The sequence below is a fragment of the Burkholderia cepacia complex sp. TUM26381 genome, assembly GCF_057439935.1.
Genome location: NZ_CM172006.1, coordinates 641,081 through 665,860, shown reverse-complemented (window position 1 = coordinate 665,860; position 24,780 = coordinate 641,081). Strand labels below are relative to the sequence as shown.

21 protein-coding genes, 1 other RNA gene and 1 pseudogene are annotated in these 24,780 nt (G+C 66.7%); 6 read left to right on the top strand and 17 right to left on the bottom strand.

The features are described from left to right. Window positions 1-11 precede the first annotated feature (11 nt). The 3 genes from ACWMMN_RS03195 to tyrS are packed head-to-tail and all read right to left on the bottom strand — an operon-like array spanning window position 12 to window position 2,394. Entirely contained in the window at window positions 12-674 is a 663-nt protein-coding gene (locus ACWMMN_RS03195; protein ID WP_059236114.1) for a histidine phosphatase family protein, read from the bottom strand. A gap of 23 nt (window positions 675-697) precedes the next feature. Beyond that, window positions 698-1,156, bottom strand: coding sequence for a D-aminoacyl-tRNA deacylase (gene dtd, locus ACWMMN_RS03190; protein WP_059236116.1), 459 nt, complete (start codon window positions 1,154-1,156; stop codon window positions 698-700). Then, a complete protein-coding gene (gene tyrS / locus ACWMMN_RS03185; protein ID WP_059236118.1) occupies window positions 1,153-2,394 on the bottom strand; it encodes a tyrosine--tRNA ligase in 1,242 nt (413 codons plus the stop codon). Before tyrS ends, dtd begins: the two co-directional genes overlap by 4 nt. Before the next feature lie 142 nt (window positions 2,395-2,536). Between tyrS and ACWMMN_RS03180 the strand changes: the two genes are divergently transcribed. Beyond that, window positions 2,537-3,685 carry an anhydro-N-acetylmuramic acid kinase gene (locus ACWMMN_RS03180; protein WP_059236120.1) on the top strand — a complete coding sequence of 383 codons (1,149 nt, stop codon included), beginning with the start codon at window positions 2,537-2,539 and terminating at the stop codon, window positions 3,683-3,685. A gap of 107 nt (window positions 3,686-3,792) precedes the next feature. On the opposite strand, the gene erpA is transcribed toward ACWMMN_RS03180, so the two are convergent. From erpA to rplM, 3 genes are all read right to left on the bottom strand, one after another. After that, the gene (gene erpA / locus ACWMMN_RS03175; RefSeq protein WP_006759918.1) at window positions 3,793-4,164 is read right to left on the bottom strand and encodes an iron-sulfur cluster insertion protein ErpA; all 372 of its coding nucleotides are present in this window, start codon (window positions 4,162-4,164) and stop codon (window positions 3,793-3,795) included. A gap of 229 nt (window positions 4,165-4,393) precedes the next feature. Next, on the bottom strand, window positions 4,394-4,786 hold the full coding sequence (gene rpsI / locus ACWMMN_RS03170; RefSeq protein ID WP_006476904.1) for a 30S ribosomal protein S9: 393 nt from the start codon (window positions 4,784-4,786) through the stop codon (window positions 4,394-4,396). Between the two features lie 11 nt (window positions 4,787-4,797). After that, window positions 4,798-5,226, bottom strand: coding sequence for a 50S ribosomal protein L13 (gene rplM, locus ACWMMN_RS03165; RefSeq protein WP_009687896.1), 429 nt, complete (start codon window positions 5,224-5,226; stop codon window positions 4,798-4,800). Window positions 5,227-5,537: 311 nt separating this feature from the next. Between rplM and ACWMMN_RS03160 the strand changes: the two genes are divergently transcribed. Beyond that, a complete protein-coding gene (locus ACWMMN_RS03160) occupies window positions 5,538-5,843 on the top strand; it encodes a hypothetical protein (RefSeq protein WP_486422966.1) in 306 nt (101 codons plus the stop codon). Between the two features lie 410 nt (window positions 5,844-6,253). Then, window positions 6,254-6,718 carry an OsmC family protein gene (locus tag ACWMMN_RS03155; RefSeq protein WP_081051880.1) on the top strand — a complete coding sequence of 155 codons (465 nt, stop codon included), beginning with the start codon at window positions 6,254-6,256 and terminating at the stop codon, window positions 6,716-6,718. Between the two features lie 68 nt (window positions 6,719-6,786). Here the strand turns inward: ACWMMN_RS03155 and rnpB are convergent. The 4 genes and pseudogenes from rnpB to pyrC all read right to left on the bottom strand — a co-directional run bounded on the left by rnpB (window position 6,787) and on the right by pyrC (window position 8,634). Next, window positions 6,787-7,198, bottom strand: an RNA gene (gene rnpB, locus ACWMMN_RS03150) — RNase P RNA component class A. A 12-nt stretch (window positions 7,199-7,210) separates the two neighbouring features. Continuing rightward, a pseudogene (locus ACWMMN_RS03145) lies at window positions 7,211-7,369 on the bottom strand (DUF3025 domain-containing protein); the annotation flags it as partial. A 66-nt stretch (window positions 7,370-7,435) separates the two neighbouring features. Then, on the bottom strand, window positions 7,436-7,573 hold the full coding sequence (locus tag ACWMMN_RS03140; protein WP_174993266.1) for a hypothetical protein: 138 nt from the start codon (window positions 7,571-7,573) through the stop codon (window positions 7,436-7,438). Next, entirely contained in the window at window positions 7,570-8,634 is a 1,065-nt protein-coding gene (gene pyrC / locus ACWMMN_RS03135; protein ID WP_059236125.1) for a dihydroorotase, read from the bottom strand. Before pyrC ends, ACWMMN_RS03140 begins: the two co-directional genes overlap by 4 nt. Window positions 8,635-8,840: 206 nt before the next feature. Between pyrC and ACWMMN_RS03130 the strand changes: the two genes are divergently transcribed. Next, entirely contained in the window at window positions 8,841-9,752 is a 912-nt protein-coding gene (locus ACWMMN_RS03130; RefSeq protein ID WP_059236127.1) for a class II glutamine amidotransferase, read from the top strand. A 615-nt stretch (window positions 9,753-10,367) separates the two neighbouring features. Beyond that, complete coding sequence (locus ACWMMN_RS03125) at window positions 10,368-15,632, top strand: autotransporter outer membrane beta-barrel domain-containing protein (RefSeq protein ID WP_486422965.1); 5,265 nt, start codon at window positions 10,368-10,370, stop codon at window positions 15,630-15,632. A 94-nt stretch (window positions 15,633-15,726) separates the two neighbouring features. Here the strand turns inward: ACWMMN_RS03125 and ACWMMN_RS03120 are convergent, their stop codons facing one another. From ACWMMN_RS03120 to ACWMMN_RS03095, 6 genes are all read right to left on the bottom strand, one after another. Next, a complete protein-coding gene (locus ACWMMN_RS03120; protein WP_059236129.1) occupies window positions 15,727-16,452 on the bottom strand; it encodes an amino acid ABC transporter ATP-binding protein in 726 nt (241 codons plus the stop codon). Next, window positions 16,449-17,126, bottom strand: coding sequence for a glutamate/aspartate ABC transporter permease GltK (gltK, locus tag ACWMMN_RS03115; RefSeq protein ID WP_011350948.1), 678 nt, complete (start codon window positions 17,124-17,126; stop codon window positions 16,449-16,451). The genes ACWMMN_RS03120 and gltK overlap by 4 nt, the downstream gene beginning before the upstream one ends. Further along, a complete protein-coding gene (locus ACWMMN_RS03110; protein ID WP_059236131.1) occupies window positions 17,126-17,866 on the bottom strand; it encodes an amino acid ABC transporter permease in 741 nt (246 codons plus the stop codon). Before ACWMMN_RS03110 ends, gltK begins: the two co-directional genes overlap by 1 nt. A gap of 84 nt (window positions 17,867-17,950) precedes the next feature. Further along, window positions 17,951-18,844, bottom strand: coding sequence for a glutamate/aspartate ABC transporter substrate-binding protein (locus tag ACWMMN_RS03105; protein ID WP_059236133.1), 894 nt, complete (start codon window positions 18,842-18,844; stop codon window positions 17,951-17,953). 219 nt (window positions 18,845-19,063) lie between these two features. Then, window positions 19,064-20,350, bottom strand: a complete 1,287-nt coding sequence (locus ACWMMN_RS03100; protein WP_059236135.1) for a Glu/Leu/Phe/Val family dehydrogenase — start codon at window positions 20,348-20,350, stop codon at window positions 19,064-19,066. 282 nt (window positions 20,351-20,632) lie between these two features. Continuing rightward, a complete protein-coding gene (locus ACWMMN_RS03095) occupies window positions 20,633-21,586 on the bottom strand; it encodes a LysR substrate-binding domain-containing protein (RefSeq protein WP_059236137.1) in 954 nt (317 codons plus the stop codon). 231 nt (window positions 21,587-21,817) lie between these two features. On the opposite strand from ACWMMN_RS03095, the gene purB reads away from it, so the two are divergent. After that, entirely contained in the window at window positions 21,818-23,206 is a 1,389-nt protein-coding gene (gene purB / locus ACWMMN_RS03090; protein ID WP_059236139.1) for an adenylosuccinate lyase, read from the top strand. Window positions 23,207-23,289: 83 nt separating this feature from the next. Here purB and ACWMMN_RS03085 read toward each other — a convergent pair whose 3' ends face one another. Then, complete coding sequence (locus tag ACWMMN_RS03085; protein ID WP_174993269.1) at window positions 23,290-24,711, bottom strand: NAD(P)/FAD-dependent oxidoreductase; 1,422 nt, start codon at window positions 24,709-24,711, stop codon at window positions 23,290-23,292. Between the last annotated feature and the right edge of the window lie 69 nt (window positions 24,712-24,780).

The following is a 24,780-nucleotide window of genomic DNA, read 5'->3' as shown; positions in this document are numbered from 1 at the left end:
GGCGCAGGGGTTCAGAGGACCTTGCGGTACCCGTCGTCGTCGCTCGCGGCTTCCAGATGCGACACGTCGGCCCACTGCACGACCTGCGCGCGGCCGTCCACGTAATCGACGACGTTGATGCTCGTGTTGAGCAGCTGATAAGTGCGCGGCGCCGACAGCTCGATCCCGTTCGCAAAGCGGTACACGCAGTCGAGCACGCCGCCGTGCGCGACGCACGCGATCCGGCCGCCCGGATGCGCGGCGACGATCGGCTCGAGCGCATGCAGCACGCGGTGATAGAACGCGCGCTGCGACTCGCCGCCTTCCGGCGCGAAGCCCGGGTCGCGCGTCTGCCAGGCCGCATATGCATCCGGAAACAGCGTCTCGATCTCGGGGCTGTCGTGTCCCTGGAACGCGCCGTACGAGCGTTCGCGCAACCCTTCGCGGAGCTGCAGCGGCAGACCGAGCGCATCGGCAAAGGGTTGTGCGGTCTGCTGCGCGCGCATCAGGTCGCTCGAATACACGGCATCGATCCGCGCGCCCTCGCGCGCCTCTCGCTCGAGCCGGACAGCCAGCCGCTTTGCCTGCGCGAGCCCGGTGTCGGCCAGCGGGATGTCGATATGGCCCTGGATGCGCTTGATGCGGTTCCAGGCGGTCTCGCCATGGCGGATGAAAAGAATCTGCGTGGTGGCCATCGCGGCGCGTCTCCGGGAAAGAATCAGGGCCGCACTTGCAGCCAGAACGTCACGGGGCCGTCGTTGACGAGTGACACCTGCATGTCGGCGCCGAACTCGCCCGTCTCGACGACCGGATGACGCGCCCGCGCGGCCGCGACGAAATAGTCGAACAGCCGCGCGCCTTCGTCGGGCGGCGCGGCCGGCGTGAAGCTCGGACGCAGCCCGCTGTTGGTATCGGCCGCCAGCGTGAACTGCGACACGAGCAGCAGGCCACCTGCGCGGCCCTCGCCGTCGATGTTCGACACCGGCAGGTTCATCTTGCCGGCCGCATCGCTGAACACCCGGTAGCCGAGCAGCTTCGCAAGCAGTTTGTCGGCCGCGGCCTCGGTGTCGCCGCGCTCCGCGCAGACCAGCGCGAGCAGGCCCGCACCGATCTCGCCCGTCGTGCGGTCGCCGACGCGCACGTCGGCGCGCCTGACGCGCTGGATCAGCGCGATCATGCGGTCAGCGTAATGCGTGCGAAGCGGCGCTTGCCGACCTGCACGACGAATTCGCCGGCTTCGACCTTGAGCCCCTTGTCCGACACCGTCGCGCCGTCGATCTTCACGCCGCCCTGCTCGATGTTGCGCAGCGCTTCGCTGGTCGACGGCACGAGGCCCGCCTGCTTCAGCAGCTGGCCGATCGCGAGCGGCGCACCCGCGAGCGTGACCGACGGAATGTCGTCCGGCACACCGCCCTTCGCGCGGTGGTTGAAGTCTTCGAGCGCGCGCTCGGCGTCGGGCTGCGAATGGAACCGCGCGACGATTTCCTGCGCGAGCAGCACCTTGAAGTCGCGCGGGTTGCGACCGCCTTCGGCCTCACGCTTGAAGCCGGCGATCTCGTCGAGGCTGCGGAACGACAACAGCTCGAAGTAACGCCACATCAGCGTGTCCGAGATGCTCATCAGCTTGCCGAACATGTCGGTCGGCTTCTCGCTGATGCCGACGTAATTGCCCTTCGACTTCGACATCTTCTCGACGCCGTCGAGGCCTTCGAGCAGCGGCATCGTCAGGATGCACTGCTGTTCCTGGCCGTACTGCTTCTGCAGTTCGCGGCCCACCAGCAGGTTGAACTTCTGGTCGGTACCGCCAAGTTCGAGATCGGCGTTCAGCGCGACCGAATCGTAGCCCTGCATCAGCGGGTACAGGAATTCGTGGATCGAGATCGGCACGCCGCCCTGGAAGCGCTTCGTGAAGTCTTCGCGCTCAAGGATCCGCGCGACCGTGTAGCGCGACGCCAGCTTGATCATCCCGTCCGCGCCGAGCGGCATCGACCATTCGCTGTTGTAGCGGATTTCGGTCTTGTCGCGATCGAGCACGAGCGCAGCCTGCTCGAAGTAGGTCTTCGCGTTCGATTCGATCTGCTCGCGCGTGAGCGGCGGGCGCGTCGCATTGCGGCCCGACGGATCGCCGATCAGCGACGTGAAATCGCCGATCAGGAAGATCACCGTGTGGCCGAGGTCCTGCAGCTGGCGCATCTTGTTCAGCACGACCGTGTGGCCGATGTGGATGTCCGGCGCGGTCGGGTCGAGGCCGAGCTTGATGCGAAGCGGCGTGTTCGTGGCCGCGCTGCGCGCGAGCTTCTGCGCGAACTCTTCCTCGATCAGCAGCTCGTCGACGCCGCGCTTCGTGACGGCGAGCGCATGCCGGACTTCGTCGGTGATCGGGAAAACAGGCTTGGAACTGGGTTCGGTGCTCATCGGTGCCAGGAAGAATGTCGCAAAAACAGGGATTTTCCCATAACTTGCGCGCGCATCGCTTAACGACACGTCAGGTTGCGCGGATAATCGGGCGCAAGGCGCGCGGCACCGGCCCGCGCCGCACGATCCAGGAGAACCCAACGTGCCGCAACGACAGCCGCAACACGCCCATCCGGCCGACGGCATCTACTTCGGGCTGATGTCGGGAACCAGCATGGACGGCGTCGACGGCGTCGCCGTGCGTTTCGAGGCCGGCAAGGCGCCGGTCGTCCTCGCGGAAGCGTTCGTCGGCTTCGCGCAATCGCTGCGCGACGCGCTGTTCGCGCTGCAGCAGCCGGGCGACAACGAAATCGACCGCGAATCGCTCGCGGCGAATGCGCTCGTCGCGCGCTATGCGGTGTGCTGCCATGAGCTGCAGCGCACGGCCGGGCTGTCGCGCGACGAGATCCGCGCGATCGGCGTGCACGGCCAGACGGTGCGCCATCGCCCCGAGCGCGGCTATACGCGGCAGCTCAACAACCCGGCGCTGCTCGCCGAGCTGGCCCAGGTCGACGTGATCGCCGATTTCCGCAGCCGCGACGTCGCCGCCGGCGGCCACGGCGCACCGCTCGCGCCGGCGTTCCATGCGACGGTGTTCGGTGCGCCCGGCGAAACTCGCGTCGTCTGCAATCTCGGCGGGATCAGCAACATCACGATCCTGCCCGGCGAAGGCGGCGACGTGCGCGGCTTCGACTGCGGCCCCGCGAATGCGCTGATCGACGAATGGGCGACCCGCCATCTGGGCAAGCCGTACGACGACGGCGGCAAGTTCGCCGCGCGCGGCACCGTGCATGCGCCGCTGCTCGACGCGCTGCTCGACGAACCGTATTTCGCCGCGCCGCCGCCGAAAAGCACCGGACGCGACCTGTTCAACCCTGCGTGGCTCGACGCAAAGCTCGCCGCGTTCGCGCAGATCGCGCCGGAGGACGTGCAGGCGACGCTCACGGCGCTCACCGCCGTGTCGGTTGCGCGCGAGATCGCCACGCATGCTCCGGGCTGCAAGGCCGTCTTCGTCTGCGGCGGCGGTGCACGCAATCCGGTGCTGCTCGACGCGATCAGGCACGCGCTGCGCGAGGCAGGCGTACCGGCCACCGTCGATACGACGGCCGCGCTCGGCGTGCCGCCGCAGCAGGTCGAGGCACTCGCGTTCGCGTGGCTCGCCTACCGCTTCACCGCGCGCCAGCCCGGCAATCTCGCGACGGTCACCGGCGCGGACGGCAACCGCGTGCTCGGCGCACTCTATCCGCGCTGATGCGACGCCCGCCGCATGGCGGGTGCCGCATGGCAGACGGACGTAAAAAAACGGGGCATGAAGCCCCGTTTTTCATTCCGGCGAACCGGCGCGAAACTGTCGTGCGCTCAGACCGAGAACGACGAACCGCACCCGCAGGTGGTGGTCGCGTTCGGGTTCTTGATCACGAACTGGGCGCCGTTGAGGTCGTCCTTGTAGTCGATCTCGGCGCCGACCAGGTACTGGTAGCTCATCGAGTCGATCAGGAGCTGGACGCCGTTCTTGTTCATCACGGTGTCGTCCTCGTTGACTTCCTCGTCGAACGTGAAGCCATACTGGAAGCCCGAGCAGCCGCCACCCTGCACGAACACGCGCAGCTTCAGGTCGGGGTTGCCCTCTTCGTCGATCAGTTGCTTGACCTTGTCGGCCGCGGCGTCGGTGAAGACGAACGGCAGCGGCATATCGGTCGTCGTTGCTGCGGATTCGGTAACAGCGTTCATTCGAACTCTCCAAGAAGCTTTAGCCGCTATTGTAGGGCCGATCAGAAGATCGTGCTGAAGTCCATGAAATCAATAGGTTCTTGTCGATTTCATCAAACGTGCCCGCGCGGACTGCCGCGGCGGCGGCCTGGGCGCGGGCAAACAAGCGGCCATAAAAAAACCGCCAGCATGAAAGCTGGCGGTTTTTCCGGCGGACGCCACCCGAAGGCGGCGAGGCCATGAAGCGGAATTAACGCTTCGAGAACTGCTTTGCGCGGCGTGCCTTGCGCAGACCGACCTTCTTACGCTCGACTTCACGCGCATCGCGCGTGACGAAGCCTGCGCTCGACAGCGACGGCTTCAGCGTCGCGTCGTAGTCGATCAGTGCACGGGTGATGCCGTGGCGAACTGCGCCTGCCTGACCCGTTTCGCCGCCGCCGTTGACGTTGACCTTGATGTCGAACGTCTGGCCGTGGTTCGTGAGTTCCAGCGGTTGACGCACGATCATCAGCGACGTTTCGCGCGAGAAGTAGTCAGCGATGGGCTTGCCGTTGACGATGATGTCGCCCTTGCCAGCCTTGATGAAGACACGTGCGACTGCGCTTTTGCGGCGGCCCGTACCGTAGTTCCAGTTACCGATCATGTGGGCTCCCCTTAGATCTCGAGCGCCTTCGGCTGTTGAGCCGAATGCGGATGCGTAGCTTCAGCGTAGACCTTCAGCTTCTTGATCATCGCGTAGCCGAGCGGGCCCTTCGGCAGCATGCCCTTGACCGCCTTCTCGAGCGCACGGCCCGGGAAGCGTTCTTGCATCTTGCCGAACGTCGTTTCATAGATACCGCCCGGGTAGCCCGAGTGACGGTAGTACTTCTTGTCCAGAGTCTTGTTGCCCGTGACCTTCAACTTGCTCGCGTTGATGATGATGATGAAATCACCAGTGTCGACGTGCGGGGTGAACTCAGGCTTGTGCTTGCCGCGCAGACGGCGTGCCACTTCGCTGGCAACACGGCCGAGAACCTTATCCGTCGCGTCAATCACGTACCATTCGCGCGTCACCTCATGGGCTTTTGCGGAAAACGTCTTCATGATCGATCCAAAAAAAATGCTTTGCCCGATGTGTTCTTCCTGCTTGTCTATGTGCGCTTCAAGGCGCGGTGCAGGCTCTCCCTGTTCTTTTTCCGTGGGCATGAATGCGGAAAAGCCCTGAATTATAAAGGAAATACGGCAACGCGGTCAAAGGGAATCCACGTCCCGTGCCCGTGGCGGCCGAAATGGGCCAAAATCCGGTCGTGCCCCAACTGACCAGGCGATCCGAGCGCCCGGGGAGGCACCCATCGACACGCGGCACCTGACCTTGCCGCGCCCGACCGGCCGAACACGGAAAACAACAAACCAGCATGAAGAAACAACGACTTACGCCCTTCCTCGCGGCCGCGCTGCTGGCCACCGCGGCGCCCGCCGTCGCCGCCCACGCCGGCTGCGAAGCCAAGCTCGACGCGCTCGATGCGCGCATCACCGAAGCCCGGAACGCCCATGCCGAGGATCGCGTCGCCCGCCTGCGCGCGGTGCGCGAACGCGTCCGCCATTTCTGCGCTCGCGGCCACGGCCATGCGTCGGCCGCCCACGCACCGGCGCCTGACGCACGCTCGCGCGCCACGGCGCCCGATGCGACATCGCAACCGGCCGCACGGCAGCCCGCGTGACGCTGCCAGCGTGCGCAAACCGCGCGCCGATGTTTGCATGGGACGAAAAAAAGCCCGAACGGCTGGTTCGGGCTTAATCCACCTTAGGAGGAGGGTGGAGGAGACATTCGGAGGTTGCCGCAGCGCGACAACCAATGAGGCTCATTATACGAATGCACCGCCGACTTCACAAGAAAATTTGCATTACGAAATCCAAAACCATAATGCGAAATTTCGAGCAGGGCGCGCTAGAAACCCTCTTCTTCTTTAAAATCAATTACATGCCACTGCAAGGCATGAGCGGAAATCGTCCTCGTCTAGAGCAAAACCCCTAAAAGACGCGAGGAAATTGCCGTCCGGCGCCCTGCCCGAGCGGCGCCGGCATTGCACGTCGTGCAGCGCATCAGCCGGCCGTTGCGCAGCGGGCTACAATGCCGGATCGAATCCGAATCAGGCAACGCTGGAGTGCAAGCATGGAATGCAAAGTAAGCTGGATGGGCCAGGACGGCATGGCGTTTTCCGCCGAGACCGGCAGCGGGCATCTCGTCACGATGGATGGCGCCCCCGAAGGCGGCGGCCACAACCTCGCGCCGCGCCCGATGGAAATGGTGCTGCTCGGCACCGGTGGCTGCACGGCCTATGACGTCGTGCTGATCCTGAAGAAGAGCCGCCAGGAAGTGACCGGCTGCTCGGTCACGCTGAAGGCCGAGCGCGCCAGCGAAGATCCGAAGGTGTTCACGAAGGTGCACTTCCACTTCACCGTCACCGGCCGCAACCTGAACCCGGCCACGGTCGAGCGCGCGATCAACCTGTCGCACGACAAGTACTGCTCCGCGTCGATCATGATCGCGAAAACGGCCGAACTCACGCATTCGTTCGACATCGTCGCCGTCTGATCGCGCGGCGCGCGCATGAAAAAAGGGCCGGCGCTCCGCAAGGAGACGCCGGCCCTTTCGCATTCGAACGGCAAAGCAGGCCGATAAGCCGGATTCTGTGCACACTGCGCGCCGAAGCGCACAGCGCGTGGCAGCCATTCCTCTAGGCGCGCCATTGCTGACGCGCTCAAGCTTCCTACCCGCAGACGAGACGGGGGCCCCGTCCTGCATCCGAAAATGCGCGCCTGCCTACTTGGAATTGCTCCGGGTGGAGGTTACCGTGCCGGCGAACGTCGCCGTCGCCGCGGTGCGCTCTTACCGCACCGTTTCACCCTTACCTGATCCCGGCTTGCGCCGGGCCATCGGCGGTTTGCTTTCTGTTGCCCTGTTCCGCGTGTCGCCACGGATGGCCGTTAGCCATCACCCTGCCCTGTGGAGTCCGGACTTTCCTCGCCCCCGCGCGCCCGAAGGCGGCGAGGCCGCGACTGCCTGGCCTGCTTTGCGACGCGCATTCTAGCACTGCGCGCCGCCGCCGGCAGCGCGCGTGGGGCGGCCGCCGCGAAATTCGGCCGGACCGTCGTAGAACGCGGCATCGGCATCCGAGGCGCACCCGCCCGGTACCCCAAGCGCCGGGAGCGGCGCGAAATCGCGGCTCGTCAGTGCGCGTCGCGCGTTCGGCCGCGACCGCTGACACGCGCACCGTCGCGCAACGCGCCGTTCAGCGCATCGCACCGGGCGTCACCCGCCAATGCGGCCGCCTGGCCGGTCCGGCACCGCATAGGGCGCGAACCACGGCGCGGCCCCGTCGATCCGCGCGAAATCCGCCGCCGCGCGGCCGGCCGCATGGCCGGGCTCGCGCGGCGGCGCATCGATCACGCCAGTTTCCAGCCGATCGTCTCGCCGCCGCGCAGCGGCACGACCGGCGTGTCGCCCGCGAAGATCTCGCGCGGCAGTTCCCACGCCTCGCGGCGCAGCGTGACTGTCTCGGCGCTGCGCGGCAGCCCGTAGAAATCGGCGCCGAAGAAGCTCGCGAACCCTTCCAGCCTGTCGAGCGCGCCGGCCGTGTCGAACGCTTCCGCGTACAGCTCCAGCGCGTGCAGCGCCGTGTAGCAGCCCGCGCAGCCGCATGCGGTTTCCTTCGCGTCGCGCGCATGCGGCGCGCTGTCGGTGCCGAGGAAGAAGCGCGGGTTGCCCGACGTCGCGGCCTCGACCAGCGCCACGCGATGCGTCTCGCGCTTCAGCACCGGCAGGCAGTAGTAATGCGGGCGAATCCCGCCGACGAACAGCGCGTTGCGGTTGTACAGCAGGTGATGCGCGGTGATCGTCGCGCCGAGCAGGCCGGGCGCCGCATCGGCGTCGCGCACGTAGTCGGCCGCGTCCTTCGTCGTGATGTGCTCGAACACGACCTTCAGGCCCGGGAAATCGCGGCGCAGCGGCGTCATCACGCGGTCGATGAACACTTTCTCGCGGTCGAACAGGTCGATCGACGCATCGGTCACCTCGCCGTGCACGAGCAGCGGCATGCCGGTTTCCTGCATCGCCTCGAGCGTCTTCGCGCATTTCGCGAGATCGGTGACGCCGTGGTCGGAGTTCGTCGTCGCGCCGGCCGGATACAGCTTCACGCCGTGCACGAAGCCGCTTTCGCGCGCGCGGCGGATCTCGTCGGGCGGCGTGTTGTCGGTCAGATACAGCGTCATCAGCGGTTCGAACGTCATCCCGGCCGGCAGCGCGGCAAGGATGCGCTCGCGGTAGGCCTGCGCCTGCGCGGTGGTCGTGACCGGCGGCTTCAGGTTCGGCATGACAATTGCGCGGCCGAACTGGCGGGCGGTGTGCGGCAGCACGGCGGCCAGCATGTCGCCGTCTCGCAGGTGCAGGTGCCAGTCGTCGGGACGGGCGAGCGAGAGCGTCGCCGGGGAAGAAGCGTTCGAGGCAGTCATAGGAGGCGTCGTGAGGAACAGGCTTGCCATCGGCGGGGCCGGAACGCGCGTGCGCGGGCCGACTGACGGCAAACCGCAACACGGGACCTTTGGCCAGCGGAATCCGCTTTTTACCGCTCAGGGCTCGGTGATATGCTAGAAGCCGCATTGTACCGGGGTTCGCCCGGTTCGTTACCCCCCCGCTTCAGCCTGCCGCCCCAAGTAAAATGTGCCAACTCCTAGGAATGAACTGCGCCGCACCGACGGACGTCACATTCTCCTTCACAGGTTTCGCGGCCCGGGGCGGGCTCACCGATCACCATGCCGACGGCTGGGGCATCGCATTCTTCGAGGACAAGGCCTGCCGCCTGTTCATCGATCACCAGGCATCGGCTACGTCGCCGATCGCCGAAATGGTGAAGCGTTACCCGATCAAGTCCAAGAACACGATCGCGCACATCCGCAAGGCGACGCAAGGGCACATCCTGCTCGAGAACAGCCATCCATTCATGCGCGAGCTGTGGGGCCGGCACTGGATCTTCGCGCATAACGGCGACCTGCAGGACTACGCGCCGAACATGGACGGCAGCGTCTACCACCCGGTCGGCACGACCGACAGCGAACAGGCGTTCTGCGTGCTGATGCAGGGGTTGCGCGAGGCCTTTCCCGGCGCGCAGCCGCCGCTGCCCGAGCTGTTCGAGCGCGTCGGCGAGCTCACGCGCGGGATCACCGATCACGGGGTGTTCAATTTCCTGATGTCGAACGGCCAGGCGCTGTTCGCGCATTGCTCGACGCGGCTGCACTATCTCGTGCGCCGCTGGCCGTTTTCGACCGCGCATCTGGTCGACGAAGACCTGTCGATCGATTTCGCGAAATACACGACGCCCGAGGATCGCGTCGCGGTGATCGCGACGCAGCCGCTCACCGACGACGAAGTCTGGACCGCGTTCGAGCCGGGCGAGCTGATCATGTTCCAGTGCGGCGACGTCGCCGCGCGGATGCAGATCCCGGTGCCCGAGCGCGTGCTCGAGAAGCTGCGCAATCCGGCGCTCGACGCGTCGGCGTCCGCGCCGCGCACGGCCCGCGAAGCGCTCGCCACGGCGGCCGACGGCGATTCCGACGACGCAATCGACTTCTGAGCCCGGCGCGGCACCGGCCGCGGCCGCTTCCTGCCCGCTTCCTGCCCGCTTGCGCGAACCTCGCGCGAGACGCACGACGATGCCCGCCACCGGCGGAAATCGCCCCGCTCCGGCCGATACGGATTCATGTTGGCCCCGCCATCGGCGCAACGCTTCGATGCCACCCAACATTCGCTTGATTTTATTCATTCACAAGCGAAAATAAATCGCAGGCGAAACAAAAAATACCATCCGCCTAAATCAAAAAATCCCGGATTCTTATTTTAGCGCGCCGCCTTCACCCGAACCGTGCGCTATCCCACCTACCCCGACAGCCATTCAAGATCTTTCACAAAGCCCGTCAAACCCTTCTCCAGCATAGCTTTCGGTTCGATTAGCCACACAAATCAAAAATACCGGCCGTTACGGTTCGCATCATTACAGTTTCCATTTTCTTGATAATCGGCAGCCACCCGAGTCAGTAGACTCCGCCCATCCTCGGTGTAACGAAACACGATTGGCGCGCTACGCAGCCATAGCCGCCGCACGCCCTTTCGATCGATTGCAGCACCGCGGAATGCGAATTCGCCGAATGGCGGCGAATGCCACTTCAAAAAGAAGAAAGAGGGGTATGTCGTGAATCACTCATTTCGATCGATATGGAGCGAAACCGCCGGCTGCTGGGTCGCGGTTGCGGAAACGGCACGGGCGCGCGGCAAACGCTCGCGCGGCGAATCGGGCACCGGCCACGGTGCGGCACGCGCGACCGCGCGCCGGTCGCCACTTCGCGTCGCGGCGCTCGGTGCCGCGCTGGCCGTGCTGTCGACCGGCGCCGCGCATGCTTCGACGTGCGGCAGCGGCGCGGCAGTCGCGAACGGCGGCGCCTGCGCACTCGACAGTTTCAGCCCGACCGTCAACGACAACCTGGCCGGCGCCACGACCGTGTCGGGCGGCGACCGGGTCGGACTGACGGGCGCATGGACCGGCACGACCGGCGATATGGGCTACACGCTGACGCCGCTCGGCAGCACGTCCGTCGTGTCGGGCAACCCCGACCAGCCGCTGCTGTCGATCGGCGGCAAGACCCAAAGCGTCAGCACGCCCGACTCGATCACCGGCAGCCACAGCTCGGTCGCGACCTACGATTCGGCCGCGTTCGCCGCCTCGAATGCGGGCTCGACCAGCGTGCCCGTCTATCACGACGTGAACGGCAACCAGTACGTGAACACGCGGATCGGCACCGTCGAGCGCTCCGGCGGCACGCTCGACGTGTCGATCGGCAGTCCGGCAGGGTCGCCCGCGGCGGCCGGCAACGCGATCACGATGGCGCCGAAGCAGACCGACCTGTTCGTCGCGGACGGCACGGGCACGGCGCAAAGCGTCGTCAACTGGAACTCGCGCAACCAGGTGTGGCTCGGCACCGGCGACTATCTGGCGAGCGGCGGCCCCGTCAGCCATGTGCTGCTCGACGTGCCGGCGTATGCGGGCACCTTCACCGCCTTCGACGGTAGCGCGTGGACGGTCACCGACGCCGCGTCGCTCGCCGCGTACAACACCTTTCTCGTGCGCTCGGTCCAGAGCGGCGCGCTCGGCTCGCAGGCCGCGTACGACCACGCTTTCAGCCAGGCCGTCACGTTCTCCACGCAATCGTTCGAGTATGCGAACAACGTGTCGCCGGGCGACAAGAACACGCTGCAGATGGACTACCTGACGGTCATGCACGGCACCGGCGCCAACGCGACGCTGCACATCGGCAAGGACGGCCAGATCGACTTCCGCGGCACCAATACGATCGACTCGAGCTCGGCCGTCCTCGCGGAGAACGGCGCGCACTTCGTCAACGACGGGCGCCTGTCGGGCGACTTCACGCTCGTGCGCCTGCTGACCGGCGCGAGCGGCGTGAACAACGGCGTGATCTCGTCCGGCTACGCGGCCGGCGACAACTTCGACACGGGCGGCACCGCGCTGCCCTACAACTTCAGCCTCAACGCGTACACCGAGGGCAGCGGCATCTACGCGAACGGCGCCGGCACGCGCTTCGTCAACAACGGCGTGATGAACGTCGGCGCATGGACCTTCAACAACAGCACGCGCCCCGACCTGCAGAACTACGCGGTGGCCGCGACGGACGGCGCGTACGCCTCGAACGCCGGCACGATCAACGTCGGCGTCAATGCGACGACGCTCGACAGCCAGGTGATCGGCGGCCTCGTCGCCGGCGGCAGCTTCACGAACGAAGCCGGCGGCACGATCTATCTCGGGCGCGCGGCCCAGTACGACGCCGCGTCGCCCGAAGCCGCGAACGACGTTGCGCTGTCCGCGCATGCGTACGGCATCCTGCTCGGCGCGTCGGGCACCGCGAGCAACCTCGGCACGATCGTGATCGGCTCGCAGACGCAGAACGGCGCCGCACTGGCGAGCATCGGCTCGACCTCCGGCTCGCTGACCAATGCGGGCTCGATCGTCGTCAACGGCGCGGCGACCGGCACGCCACTCGCCAACGTCGGCATGCTCGCGGCCGATACCGCCGCGACCGTGACCAACACCGGCACCATCACGCTGAACGGTGTCAACGGCATCGGCATCATGGTCGTCGGGACCGGCACGCACGCGACGGCCGCGACGTCGACCGGCACGATCAACGTGGCCGGCGGCCTCGATCCCGCCTCGGGCACGCGCAACTACGGCGTCTGGGCCGAGGGGCCGCTCGCGAAAGCCACGCTCGACGGCGCGCTCAACCTGACGGGCACCGGCGCAATCGGCGTGCACGCACGCGCGGGCGCGACGATCGACGTCGGCGCCAACGCGGTGCCGGCCTTCATGTCCGGCACGAACCAGATCGGCTTCTACGCGTACGGCGCGGGCTCGAAAATCAACGTCGCCGCGCAGCACCTCAGCGTCGACACCGACGATTCGACGCTGTTCCGCGTCGCAGGCGGCGCGGCCTATACGGGCACGTCGACGGCCGGCACGCTGACAACCGACGTCAACGGCCAGCGTGCGCGCGGCGTGCTCGCGACCGACGCCGGCACCACGCTGTCGACCGGCAACGCGATCTACAACGTCAACGGCGCGAACGGCATCGCGATCGCGGTAGAAGGCGGCGCGACAGGCACGATCGACGCGGGTGCGACGATCAACCTGAACGCGGCCGGCGCGACCGCGGGCATCGTCGACGGCCAGGCGCACGACCTCGCCGGTGCAAATGCGGGTGCGCCGGTCGCGACGACGCTGACCAACCACGCCGCCGTCACGTCGTCGACCGCCGGCGTGACGGGCTTCGTCGCGCAAAACCTCGGCACGCTCGACAACCGCAGCACGGTGCTGCTGACCGGCGCCGGCTCGACGGGCGTCGTCGTCGGCACGCAAGGCACGGTGAACAACGCGTCGACGATCCGCGTGTCCAACGGTACGGGGGCACTCGTGCAGGGTGCGGCGGCAACGCTCGCCAACGCGGGCTCGATCGAAGCCGACGACGGCGTCGCGGGCGTGCGCCTCACGGGCGCCGGTGCATCGGTCGCGCTGTCGGGCGCCGGCACCGTGATCGCGAACGGCAGCGCCGACGGCGTGCTGATCGATTCGACCGTCACGGGCGGCGGCATCGCGGCCGGCGCGACGTCGATCGCGGTCGGCGGATCGGGCAGCGGGATCCGCAACCTCGGGGCGAACGCCACGATCGCGCTGGCCGGCACGCAGATCGCCACGACGGGCACCGGCGCCGACGGCCTCGCGTCCACCGGTGCGGGCGCGCGCATCGCGGCCGATGCGGCAGCGCTCGTGCGCACCACCGGCGCCAACGCGCGCGGCCTGTTCGTATCGGGCGCGGATTCGACACTCTCGGCCAGCGGCACGACCGTCGCGACGACGGGCGCCGGCGCGCATGCGGTCTTCATGGACGGCGGGGCGACGGCCATGCTGTCGGGCGCGAAAGTCACCGCATCGGGTGCTGCGGCCGATGGCATGGTCGCGCAGAACGGCGGCCGCATCGCCGATGCGGGTTCGTCGATCGCCAGCGCGGCCGGCAACGGCGCGACCGCGAACAGCGGCGGCGTGCTTGCGTTGACCGGCACGACGCTCGCGGGCGCGACGGCCGGCGTGCTGACGTCGGACACGCTCGCGAACGGCACGACGAGTTCGGTGCTCGTCGACGGCGGCAGCGTGGCCTCCACCGCCGGGCCGGCCTTCGCCGCGCGCGGCGGCACCGCCGACATCGCCGTGCGCAACGGCACGGTCGTCACGGCCGGCAACGGCACGCTGCTGAACCTCGCGAACGGCAGCAACGTGACGTTCAGCGCATCGGCGGTCAACCTCGCGGGCGACATCGTCTCCGACGCATCGAGCACCGGCACCGTGCTCCTCGCGAACGGCACGACGCTGACCGGCAGGATCGATCCGGTCGCGCTGACCATCGACGGCACGAGCACGTGGCGCATGACGGGCAGCTCGGCCCTGAGCAGCCTGAACAACGCGGGCCTCGTCGCCTTCACCGCGCCGGCCGGCTCGCCGACGCTCACCGGCAGCTACAAGACGTTGACGATGGGCAGCTACGTCGGCAACGGCGGCACGATCGCGCTGAACACGTATCTCGGCGCCGATGCGTCGCCGACCGACCGGCTGATCGTGAACGGCGGCGCCGCGAACGGCACGACCGGCCTGAAGATCGCCAACACGGCCGGCACCGGCGCGCAGACGACCGGCGACGGGATTCCCGTGGTCGTCACGGCCAACGGCGGCACGACCGCCCCATCGGCATTCCATCTCGCGGGCCCGGTACAGGCCGGCGCGTACGAATACCGGCTCTATCGCGGCGGCCAAGGCGACGCGAACGGCTGGTACCTGCGTTCGCAGCTCGACCAGTCCGACCCCGGCGATCCGATCCACCCGTCCGGCGGCGGTGACGGCGGCGGGAACGGGAACGGCGGCACGCTCGCGTATCGCCCGGGCGTCGCCGGCTACGCGCTGACGCCGCTGCTGAACGCCGACTACGGCTTCTCGACACTCGGCAAGCTGCACGAGCGCGTCGGCGACATCTACAACCTCGAGAAGCAGCAGCCCGGCAACCGCGATGGCGTGTGGGGGCGCATCGGCGGCCAGAGCCTCGACGCAAACGCGGGCCGGTTCGCGGCCGACGCGCGCACGTTCTTCGCACAGTTCGGCAAGGACTGGACGCTCGAGCAGGCGCCGAACGGCGCCGGCAGCACGCATGCGGGCGTGACGGCGAGCATCGGCGTGTCGAATGCGAGCTTCAGCGACATGGCGCGCGCCGGCACGCCGGGCCTGTCGACGTCGACGGGCTCGGTCGAGATGCACGCGCAGAGCGTCGGCGGCTACTGGACCCGCTACCTGTCCGACGGCACCTACTTCGACAGCGTCGGGCAGGTCACGCACTACGGCAACCGCTATCGCGACAGCTACGGCAACGAGGCGTCGCAGAACGGCTTCGGCGTCGCGCTGTCGCAGGAAGTCGGCAAGCCGTTCGCGATCGGCAGCCTGCCCGTCGCGGTCGAGCCCCAGGCACAGCTGATGTATCAGTACCTGAAGCTCAACGGGTTCAACGACAACGTATCGGCCGTCTCGGGCACGGCGACGAACGCGCTGCGCGGCCGCGTCGGCGTGCGCATCTTCCGGCCGAACCTCCAGTCGGACGCAGGCGGCGGCGCCGCGACGCCGTACTTCACGGCAGACGTGCTGCACGACTTCCTGTCGCCGGGCCAGACCGTCGTCGGCGGCACGCCGTTCGCGACGCACCTCGGCCGCACCTGGTACGAGCTCGGCGTCGGCGTGACCGCGGGCTTCGGCAAGTCGGGCGAGCTGTACGCGAACGCGAAAATCGCGCGCAACATCGGCGGCGACTACCGGCGCGGGATCGTCGGGCAGGTCGGCTACCGGTACAGCTGGTAACGCGCCGGTAACGCCGTCGCACGCGGACGAAAAAAAACCGCCCGGCGGTCAGCCGGGCGGTTTTCGCACGGGCGCGCGTAAAACGCGCACACGCTCAGTGCAGGATCTTCGCGAGGAAGTCCTTCGCGCGTTCCGATTTCGGATTCGAGAAGAAATCGTCCTTGCGGTCGTCCTCGACGATCGCGCCCTTGTCCATGAAGATCACGCGATGCGCGACCTTCTTCGCGAAGCCCATCTCGTGCGTGACGACCATCATCGTCATCCCTTCCTGCGCGAGTTCGACCATCACGTCGAGCACTTCGTTGATCATCTCGGGATCGAGCGCGGACGTCGGCTCGTCGAACAGCATCGCGATCGGGTCCATCGACAGCGCGCGCGCGATCGCGACACGCTGCTGCTGACCGCCCGACAGCTGGCCCGGAAACTTGTGCGCGTGCGCCTTCAGGCCGACGCGATCGAGCAGCTTCATGCCCTTCTCGTTCGCTTCGTCCTTGCCGCGACCGAGCACCTTGACCTGCGCAAGCGTCAGGTTCTCGGTGATCGACAGGTGCGGGAACAGCTCGAAATGCTGGAACACCATCCCGACCTTCGAGCGCAGCTTCGACAGGTTCGTCTTCTTGTCGCCGACCGACTGGCCGTTCACGAGGATCTCGCCCTGCTGGAACGGCTCGAGGCCGTTCACGGTCTTGATCAGCGTCGACTTGCCCGAGCCCGACGGGCCGCACACGACGACCACTTCACCCTTCTTGACCTCGGTCGTGCATTCGGTGAGGACCTGAAACTGGCCGTACCACTTCGAAACGTTCTTGATGGAAATCATCTTGTGACCTTTTTCTGGAGACCCTTGACGAGAGCAGACGCCAACGAGCAAATCACGAAATAGCATGCGCCGGCGAACAGGACCATCTCGACGGTCGTGCCGTCGCGATCGCCGATGTTGGCCGCCGTGCGGAAGAAGTCCGCGAGACTGATCACGTACACGAGCGACGTATCCTGGAACAGGACGATCGCCTGCGTGAGCAGCAGCGGCACCATCGCCCGGAACGCCTGCGGCAGGATCACGAGGCGCATCGCCTGCGCGTAGTTCATGCCGAGCGCGAACGCGGCGTTCGCCTGCCCGCGCGGCACCGCCTGGATGCCGGCGCGGATGATCTCGGAATAATACGCGGCTTCGAACAGCGAGAACGCGACCATCGCCGAGGCGAGGCGGATGTCGATCGTCGGCGACAGCCCGAGCACGCCCTGCAGCAGCTGCGGCACGATCAGGAAGAACCACAGCAGCACCATCACGAGCGGAATCGAGCGGAACACCGTCACGTAGCCCTGCGCGAACCACGCGAGCGGCTTGACGCCCGACAGCCGCATCAGCGCCAGCAGCGTGCCCCAGACGATCCCGACCACGATCGCGATCAGCGTGATCTGGAACGTGACGACCGCCCCCGTCCACAGCGTCGGCAGCGCGCCGGGAATACTACTCCAGTCGAACTGATGCATCACTTGCCTCCGATATAGCCGGGCAGCCGCGTGCGGCCTTCGATCCAGCGCATGAACGACATCACGACGAGGTTGATGATCACGTACGCGAGCGTGACCGCGATGAACGACTCATAGGTCTGCGCGGTGTAGTCGACGAGCTGGCGCGCCTGCGCGGACAGGTCGAGCAGGCCGATCGTCGACGCGACGGCGGAGTTCTTGAAGATGTTCAGGAATTCCGACGTGAGCGGCGGCACGATGATCCGGTACGCAACCGGCAGCAGCACGTAGCGATACGTCTGCCATTGCGTGAAGCCCATCGCGAGGCCGGCCGCGCGCTGGCCCTTCGGCAGCGCGTTGATCCCCGAGCGCACCTGTTCGCACACGCGCGCGCCCGTGAACAGGCCGAGACAGATGATCGACGCGGTGAAGAACTGCGTGGTCGGCGGCAACTGCTTGATCCAGGTGCCGATCGATGCGGGCAGCAGCTCGGGTATCACGAGATACCAGACGAAGAACTGCACGATCAGCGGAATGTTCCGGAAGATCGACACGTACAGGGTGCCGAGCGCGGACAGCCATTTGTTCGGCACCGTGCGCAGCACGCCGAACAGCGATCCGACGATCAGCGCGATGACCCAGGCGACGAGCGACACTTCGATCGTCACCCAGAAGCCGGACATCAGCCATCCGAAATAAGTCGTCGGCTCGCCGGTCGACACGGGGCTCAGGAAGATGCCCCAGTTCCAGTGGTAAGACATGGGCAAGACTCCAGCAAAAAGAGACGGAAGAAGCGTGGCCTCTTCCGTCTCATTAGCGTCATTTCTGCATCAACGGCCGTGTGGTCAGTCGAGCGCCTTGTCGTTCGGGTTCGCGTACAGCTTCTTCATCGAATCGGACAGCGGGAAGTTCAGGTTCAGCCCCTTCGGCGGGATCGGGTTCTCGAACCACTTCGCGTAGATCTTCGCGGCTTCGCCCGACTTCTCGACTTGCGAGATCGCGTCGTCGACGAGCTTCTTGAAGTCGGTGTCGCCCTTGCGCATCATGCAGCCGTAGGCCTCTTCCGATTGCGGCGTGCCGACGATCACCCATTCGCCCGGCTGCTTCGCCTTCGCGCGCTCGCCCGCGAGCAGTGCGTCATCCATCATGAACGCGACCGCGCGGCCCGATTCCAGCGTGTTGAAGGAATCGCCGTGATCCTTCGCGCTGATGATGTTCATGCCCAGTTGCTTCTCGTTGTTCATCTTGCGAAGCAGGCGCTCCGACGTCGTGCCGGCAGTCGTCACGACCGTCTTGCCCTTGAGGTCGGCGAAATCCTTGACGCCCGAATCCTTCTTCGTCATCAGGCGCGTGCCGATCACGAAGATCGTGTCGGAGAACGCAGCCTGCTGCTGGCGCTCGGCGTTGTTGGTCGTCGAGCCGCACTCGATGTCGACCGTGCCGTTCTGCACCAGCGGAATGCGGTTTTGCGACGTGACGGGGATGTTCTTCACCTGCAGGTTCGGCAGGTTCAGCTTCTTCTTCACCGCGTCGACCACCTTCATCTGGAATTCGCGCGAATAGCCAACCACCTGCTGCTTTTCGTCATAGTAGGAGAACGGAATCGACGATTCGCGGTGGCCCAGCGCGATCACGCCCGTGTCCTTGATCTTCTTCAGCGTGCCCGTCTCCTGAGCATGCGCGCCGCTTGCGAACGCGCAAAGCGCCGCGACCATCAGGACTGCCTTGTGGTATTTCATTTTGGTCATCTCCTTGGCTAAAACCCGCGCCAGTGTATCAAAGTAATATTTTTGAAAGTACTGGTTGTTTACCGCACTACGAATCGCCCTGCACGAAGCCTTCCTCCCGGCTCCGGGCGCCCCGAATGCGCGCGCGGGCGATGCCGGATCCGGCACCGCCCGCGAGGGTTCATATCCGCAATCGGGTGGATTGCGTCATGAATTGATCATAGTCAACGATCAGGGGTAGAGGCCACGCATTTCGCGCGCCATCAGGATGCGTTTGCACGCAACGATGAACGCCGCCGTACGCACCGTCACCTTGTGCTCTTCCGCGACCGCCCACACACCGGCGAAGGCTTCGCGCATCACGCGCTCGAGACGGTGGTTGATCTCGTCTTCCGTCCAGAAGAAGCTCGAGAAATCCTGCACCCACTCGAAGTACGACACGGTCACGCCACCTGCGTTCGCGATCACGTCGGGGATCACGAGCACGCCGTTCGCGCTCAGGATGTCGTCCGCCGCCGTCGTCGTCGGGCCGTTCGCGCCTTCGACGATGATCTTCGTGCGGATCTTCGCTGCGTTCTTCTCGGTGATCTGGTTTTCCAGTGCCGCCGGGATCAGGATGTCGGTCTCGACCGTCCAGAACTCGTCGTTCGGCATCGGTTCAGCGCCTTCGAAGCCCGCGACGCCGCCCGTGCGTGCCACGTGGTCGAGCAGCTGGTTCGAATCGAGGCCGGCCGGCTGGTAGATCGTGCCCGTGTGATCCTGCACCGCGATCACCTTCGCGCCCGCTTCCTGGAACAGCTTCGCCGCGATGCCGCCGACGTTGCCGAAGCCCTGCACCGCGATGCGCGCGCCTTCGATTTCCAGGCCCTTCTTCTTCGCCGCTTCGGAGCCGACGACGAACACGCCGCGGCCCGTTGCTTCCTTGCGGCCGAGCGAACCGCCGAGCGCGATCGGCTTGCCGGTCACGACGCCGGTCGACGTCTGGCCCTGGTTCATCGAGTACGTGTCCATCATCCACGCCATCACCTGTTCGTTGGTGTTGACGTCCGGCGCCGGAATGTCGGTGTTCGGGCCGATGATGATGCCGATTTCGCTGGTGTAGCGGCGCGTCACGCGCTCGAGCTCACCACGCGACAGCTTGCGCGGGTCGACGCGGATGCCGCCCTTCGCACCGCCGTACGGCACGTTCACTGCTGCGTTCTTCACGGACATCCATGCCGACAGCGCCATCACTTCCGACAGCGTCACGTCCTGGTGGTAGCGCACGCCGCCCTTGCCCGGGCCGCGCGACACGTTGTGCTGCACGCGATAGCCTTCGAAGTGCGCGACGGTACCGTTGTCGAGCTCGATGGGGCAGTCGACGATCAGGATGCGCTTCGGGCGCTTCAGCGTTTCGAGCCAGCGCGACAGCGAACCGAGGTACGGCGCGACGCGATCGACCTGCTGAAGGTAGTTGCCCCACGGGCCGAGATCGTCGGCGTGCAGGTAGGACGGGATGGACTGCTGTTGCGAAGACATGGATGCTCCAACGTTCAACGAAGTGCGCACATTGTCGAAAAACCCGTTTTTTTTATCCAATGCCGTTTGCTTATTCGATTATGCGTTTCTTGCATGATCGCGATTTTTCGCAAATCTGCGGTCGATTTGCGCAAGAACGCCCGCGATCGGCCGTGCATCGCGCCCGGGAAAAATCGCACGGAATGGGTGCGGGCGGGCCGCCGGACAGGCGTCCGACAGGCGCTGCAAGCCCGCCGTCAGCCGCCCGGGCCCGACCGGCCGCGGTAAATTAACCGCCGGCGGTTAATTCGCGGGGTCGCGCAGTTCGTCGCGCACCACGTCCCACAGCGCACGCACGAGCTTCTGGCGCGGATCGTCGCCCTGCAGCGCGAGCTTGTCGCAGTACAGCCGGATTTCCATCGTCAGCGTGAACGGATGCGCGCCGCCGCGCACCGACCGGTCGAGCCGGATCAGCCGGCCGCCCGCAACCGCATCCTCGACCGCGCTGTGCGGCAGGAACGCGACGCCGTGGCCCGCGAGCGCCATCGCCTTCAGCCCTTCGGCCATGTCGGTTTCGTAGACGCGATCGAGGAACAGCCGCGTCGGCGCGTTCGCGATGATGACTTCGGTCATCCGGCCGAGATACGCGTTCGGCGTGTACGACAGGTACGGCACGCGCGCGTCGGCCGCGCCCGGCAGCGTATAGCGCGGGCGGCCCGCACGGCCGGGCGCCGAGAACGGGCTGATCGGCTCGCTGCCGAGGATCAGCATGTCGTAGCGCGCCGGGTCGAGCGCGACGGGGTGGCTCGGGTGGTGATAGCCCATCACGAGATCGCAGCCGCCCTCGACGAGCGACAGCACCGCGTCGTGCACGTTCAGCGCGCGCAGCCGCGTGTGGACCGGGCCCATCTTCGCCTCGATCCGCTGCAGCCAGCGCGGAAAATACGTGAGCGACAGCGTGTGCGGCACCGCGAACTCGATCGTCGGCACCGGCGCGCCGACGTGGCCGCGCAGCAGCGTGCGTGCCTCGTGCGCCTGCGACAGCATCGTCAGCGCCTGTTCGTAGAAGATCTGGCCGGCCTGCGTGAGCCGCGTCGGATAGACCGAACGATCGATCAGTTCGGTCGCGAGCCATGCCTCGAGCGCCTGGATCCGCCGCGAAAACGCGGGCTGCGACACGTGCCGCAGCTCGGCGGACCGGCTAAAGCTGCGCGTTTCCGCGAGCGAGACGAAGTCTTCGAGCCATTTCAGTTCCATGCAGGCGGGCGCGGCGGGCGGCGGTCGGGAAGAAGCCTGCATTCTACCGGCGGGCGGGCCCGGCCGGCGGCAGCGCGCACGGCCCGGCAAGCCCGCGGCGAACCCGCGCCGGCGCGGCGGCGGCACGCGGCAACGGCGGCCGGCCGCCGGTCCCCGGGATCGTCGCGCGCCAATGGTAAAATGCCGGATTCTCCTCCCCTCGCTCGACCCGGCCCCAAGGCCCGCCCGATCATGTCCGACACTCGTCCCGATACGCTTTTCGCCCTCACCGCGCTCTCGCCCATCGACGGCCGCTACGCCAGCAAGACCGAAGCGCTGCGCGACTGGCTCTCCGAAGCCGCCTTCATGCGCCACCGCGTCACCGTCGAGGTGCACTGGCTGATCGCGCTGTCGCGCGCCGGCTTCGCGGAAGTCCCGCGCTTCTCCGATGCGTCCGAGCAGTTCCTGCTGCAGCTCGCCGAGCGCTTCACCGCGCACGACGCCGCCCGCATCAAGGAAATCGAGCGCGTGACGAACCACGACGTGAAGGCCGTCGAATACTGGCTGAAGGAATCGGTGAAGGGCCAGGCCGAACTCGAGAAGGCCAGCGAATTCATCCACTTCGCGTGCACGTCCGAGGACATCAACAACACGTCGCACGGGATGATGCTCGCCGGCGCGCGCGAACACGTGATCCTGCCGGCGCTGCGCACGGTCTACCAGCGCCTCGTCGCCCTCGCGCACGCGCACGCCGAGCAGCCGATGCTGTCGCGCACGCACGGCCAGCCGGCCAGCCCGACGACGCTCGGCAAGGAACTCGCGAACGTCGCCGCACGTCTCGCGCGTGCGATCACCCGTATCGAGAAGGTCGAGATCCTCGGCAAGATGAACGGCGCGGTCGGCAACTTCAACGCGCACCTGTCCGCGTATCCGGAATTCGACTGGGAAGCGTTCTCGCGCGACGTGATCGAAAACCGCCTGAAGCTCGCGTTCAACCCGTACACGATCCAGATCGAGCCGCACGACTACATGGCCGAGCTGTTCGATGCCGTGGCGCGTGCGAACACGATCCTGCTCGACCTCGACCGCGACGTGTGGGGCTACATCTCGGTCGGCTACTTCAAGCAGAAGACGAAGGCCGGCGAAATCGGCTCGTCGACGATGCCGCACAAGGTCAATCCGATCGACTTCGAGAACTCGGAAGGCAACCTGGGCCTCGCAAACGCGACGCTGCGCCACCTCGCCGACAAGCTGCCGGTGTCGCGCTGGCAGCGTGACCTGACCGACTCGACGGTGCTGCGCAACATGGGCGTCGCGCTCGGCTACTCGCTGCTCGCGTACGACTCGCTGATCCGCGGCCTCGACAAGCTCGAAGTGAACCCGCAGCGCCTGAACGAAGATCTCGACAACTGCTGGGAAGTGCTGGCCGAGCCGGTGCAGACGGTGATGCGCCGGTTCGGCATCGAGAATCCGTACGAGCAGCTGAAGGAACTGACGCGCGGCAAGGGCATCACGCGCGAAGCGCTGCAGGAATTCGTCGGCACGCTCGCGATCCCGCAGGACGCGAAGGATCTGCTGCTCGCGATGACGCCCGCGTCGTACATCGGCAAGGCCGTCGAACTCGCGAAGCGGATCGCGTAAGCGCCGCCGTCGCCAGACGAGAAAAAGCCCGATGCGAGCAATCGCATCGGGCTTTTTTGTTGGCTGCCGCAGGCCGCAGCCGGTCAGAACGAGATCATCCGCCCCGGGTTCAGCGCGCTCATCACGCTCATCGCGGCCTTCGCGGCGGGAATCGCGATCGGCGACAACTGCCGGCCGAGCGGAATCGCACGGTGATCGATGCCCGTGAGCATCGAGAAATCGTCGTTGCGGCCGACGAAATCGTCGCAGATCGCCTTGCCGATCCGCACCGTCTGCGCGACGCCGTGGCCGCTCCAGCCCTGCACCATGTACATCGGCACGCGGCCGTCGGTCTTGCGGCTGTCGGTGGCGCCGTTCAGCGTGAAATCGCTGACGCCGCTCCAGCAGTAGTCGAGCGCGAAGCTGCCGTCGGCCTGCGGAAACACCGTGTTCAGCCGCGTCAGCAGATACGCGTTGACGTCGGGCTGCGCCCAGCAGGTACCGGTGCCCTGCCCGCCGAACAGCAGCCGGTTGCCGCGCACCGGCCGGTAGTAGTCGATCTGGAACTGCGTGTCGTACACGGGCATGCCGGCCGGCATCAGCGTTGCGACATCGACGTCGAGCGGCGCCGTCACGCTCACGTACGTGAAGAACGGCACGGTCGTCGCCGCGCCGTCGTCGAGCAGCCGGAACGTCGCGTTGTGCAGCGCGAGCACGACACCCTTGCGCGCGGTGATCGTGCCGCCCGGCGTCGTCGCGACGACGCCCGCCGGCGTCTCGTCGAGCTCGAGCACCTCGGTGCCCTCGAACAGCGCGCCGCCATTCAGCCGGAAGCCGTGCACGAGGCCGCGCACCAGCGCGAGCGGATGGATCTGCCCGCCGATCGCGTCGATCGCCGCACCGTGGTAAAGCCCCGAGCGCACGTATTCGTCGTGCAGCTGATGGCGGCCGACGAGCGTCACGCCCGCGTCGCCGAGATGGCGGCGCGCATCCGCGCCGTCGAGCAGCGCACTCATGTGGCCCGGGTGAACGGCCGCCGTGACGTGGCCGCGCTTGCGGTCGAGTTCGAGCGCGTAGCGCGCGCCGATCGCATCGATCAGGTCCATCGACTCGGCCGATGCGAAGCGCCACAGCCGCTTCGCATCGTCGTGCGACAGGTGGTCGATCATGTCGGCCGCTTCCCAGCGCGCGAGGCCGGGCGTCAGTTGCCCGCCGTTGCGGCCGGACGCGGCCGAGCCGACGTGATGCTTGTCGACGAGAATCGTGTCGACGCCCGCTTCCGCGAGATGCAGCGCGGCCGATGCGCCAAGCAGCCCCGCGCCGATCACGAGCACGTCGCATACGGCGTCGTGCGCGAGCGGCGCGCCGTTCGCGTGGCGCGACAGCGACGCCTCGTACCAGTTCGCCGGGCGCTCGCCGTCGTAGCGGGCCGGGTCGCACCAGTTCCAGTTGTCTTTTTCGATGTTCAGTTGCGTTTGCTCGAAACGCGATTCGCCCTGGATCAGGGGTTGATGGTTGAAAGTCATGATTGCACTTGCATGGTCTTGGGCCGCCTGTCGAAGAGCCATCTGGCTTCGCGGGTGGGGCAGCCGGTT

Bases quoted from the DNA above. Each gene is read 5' to 3' on its own strand.
- ACWMMN_RS03195 (WP_059236114.1), bottom strand. From the start codon at position 674: ATGGCCACCACGCAGATTCTTTTCATCCGCCATGGCGAGACCGCCTGG.
- dtd (WP_059236116.1), bottom strand. From the start codon at position 1,156: ATGATCGCGCTGATCCAGCGCGTCAGGCGCGCCGACGTGCGCGTCGGC.
- tyrS (WP_059236118.1), bottom strand. From the start codon at position 2,394: ATGAGCACCGAACCCAGTTCCAAGCCTGTTTTCCCGATCACCGACGAA.
- erpA (WP_006759918.1), bottom strand. From the start codon at position 4,164: ATGAACGCTGTTACCGAATCCGCAGCAACGACGACCGATATGCCGCTG.
- rpsI (WP_006476904.1), bottom strand. From the start codon at position 4,786: ATGATCGGTAACTGGAACTACGGTACGGGCCGCCGCAAAAGCGCAGTC.
- rplM (WP_009687896.1), bottom strand. From the start codon at position 5,226: ATGAAGACGTTTTCCGCAAAAGCCCATGAGGTGACGCGCGAATGGTAC.
- ACWMMN_RS03160 (WP_486422966.1), top strand. From the start codon at position 5,538: ATGAAGAAACAACGACTTACGCCCTTCCTCGCGGCCGCGCTGCTGGCC.
- ACWMMN_RS03155 (WP_081051880.1), top strand. From the start codon at position 6,254: ATGCCGGATCGAATCCGAATCAGGCAACGCTGGAGTGCAAGCATGGAA.
- pyrC (WP_059236125.1), bottom strand. From the start codon at position 8,634: ATGACTGCCTCGAACGCTTCTTCCCCGGCGACGCTCTCGCTCGCCCGT.
- ACWMMN_RS03130 (WP_059236127.1), top strand. From the start codon at position 8,841: ATGTGCCAACTCCTAGGAATGAACTGCGCCGCACCGACGGACGTCACA.
- ACWMMN_RS03120 (WP_059236129.1), bottom strand. From the start codon at position 16,452: ATGATTTCCATCAAGAACGTTTCGAAGTGGTACGGCCAGTTTCAGGTC.
- gltK (WP_011350948.1), bottom strand. From the start codon at position 17,126: ATGCATCAGTTCGACTGGAGTAGTATTCCCGGCGCGCTGCCGACGCTG.
- ACWMMN_RS03110 (WP_059236131.1), bottom strand. From the start codon at position 17,866: ATGTCTTACCACTGGAACTGGGGCATCTTCCTGAGCCCCGTGTCGACC.
- ACWMMN_RS03105 (WP_059236133.1), bottom strand. From the start codon at position 18,844: ATGAAATACCACAAGGCAGTCCTGATGGTCGCGGCGCTTTGCGCGTTC.
- ACWMMN_RS03100 (WP_059236135.1), bottom strand. From the start codon at position 20,350: ATGTCTTCGCAACAGCAGTCCATCCCGTCCTACCTGCACGCCGACGAT.
- ACWMMN_RS03095 (WP_059236137.1), bottom strand. From the start codon at position 21,586: ATGGAACTGAAATGGCTCGAAGACTTCGTCTCGCTCGCGGAAACGCGC.
- purB (WP_059236139.1), top strand. From the start codon at position 21,818: ATGTCCGACACTCGTCCCGATACGCTTTTCGCCCTCACCGCGCTCTCG.
- ACWMMN_RS03085 (WP_174993269.1), bottom strand. From the start codon at position 24,711: ATGACTTTCAACCATCAACCCCTGATCCAGGGCGAATCGCGTTTCGAG.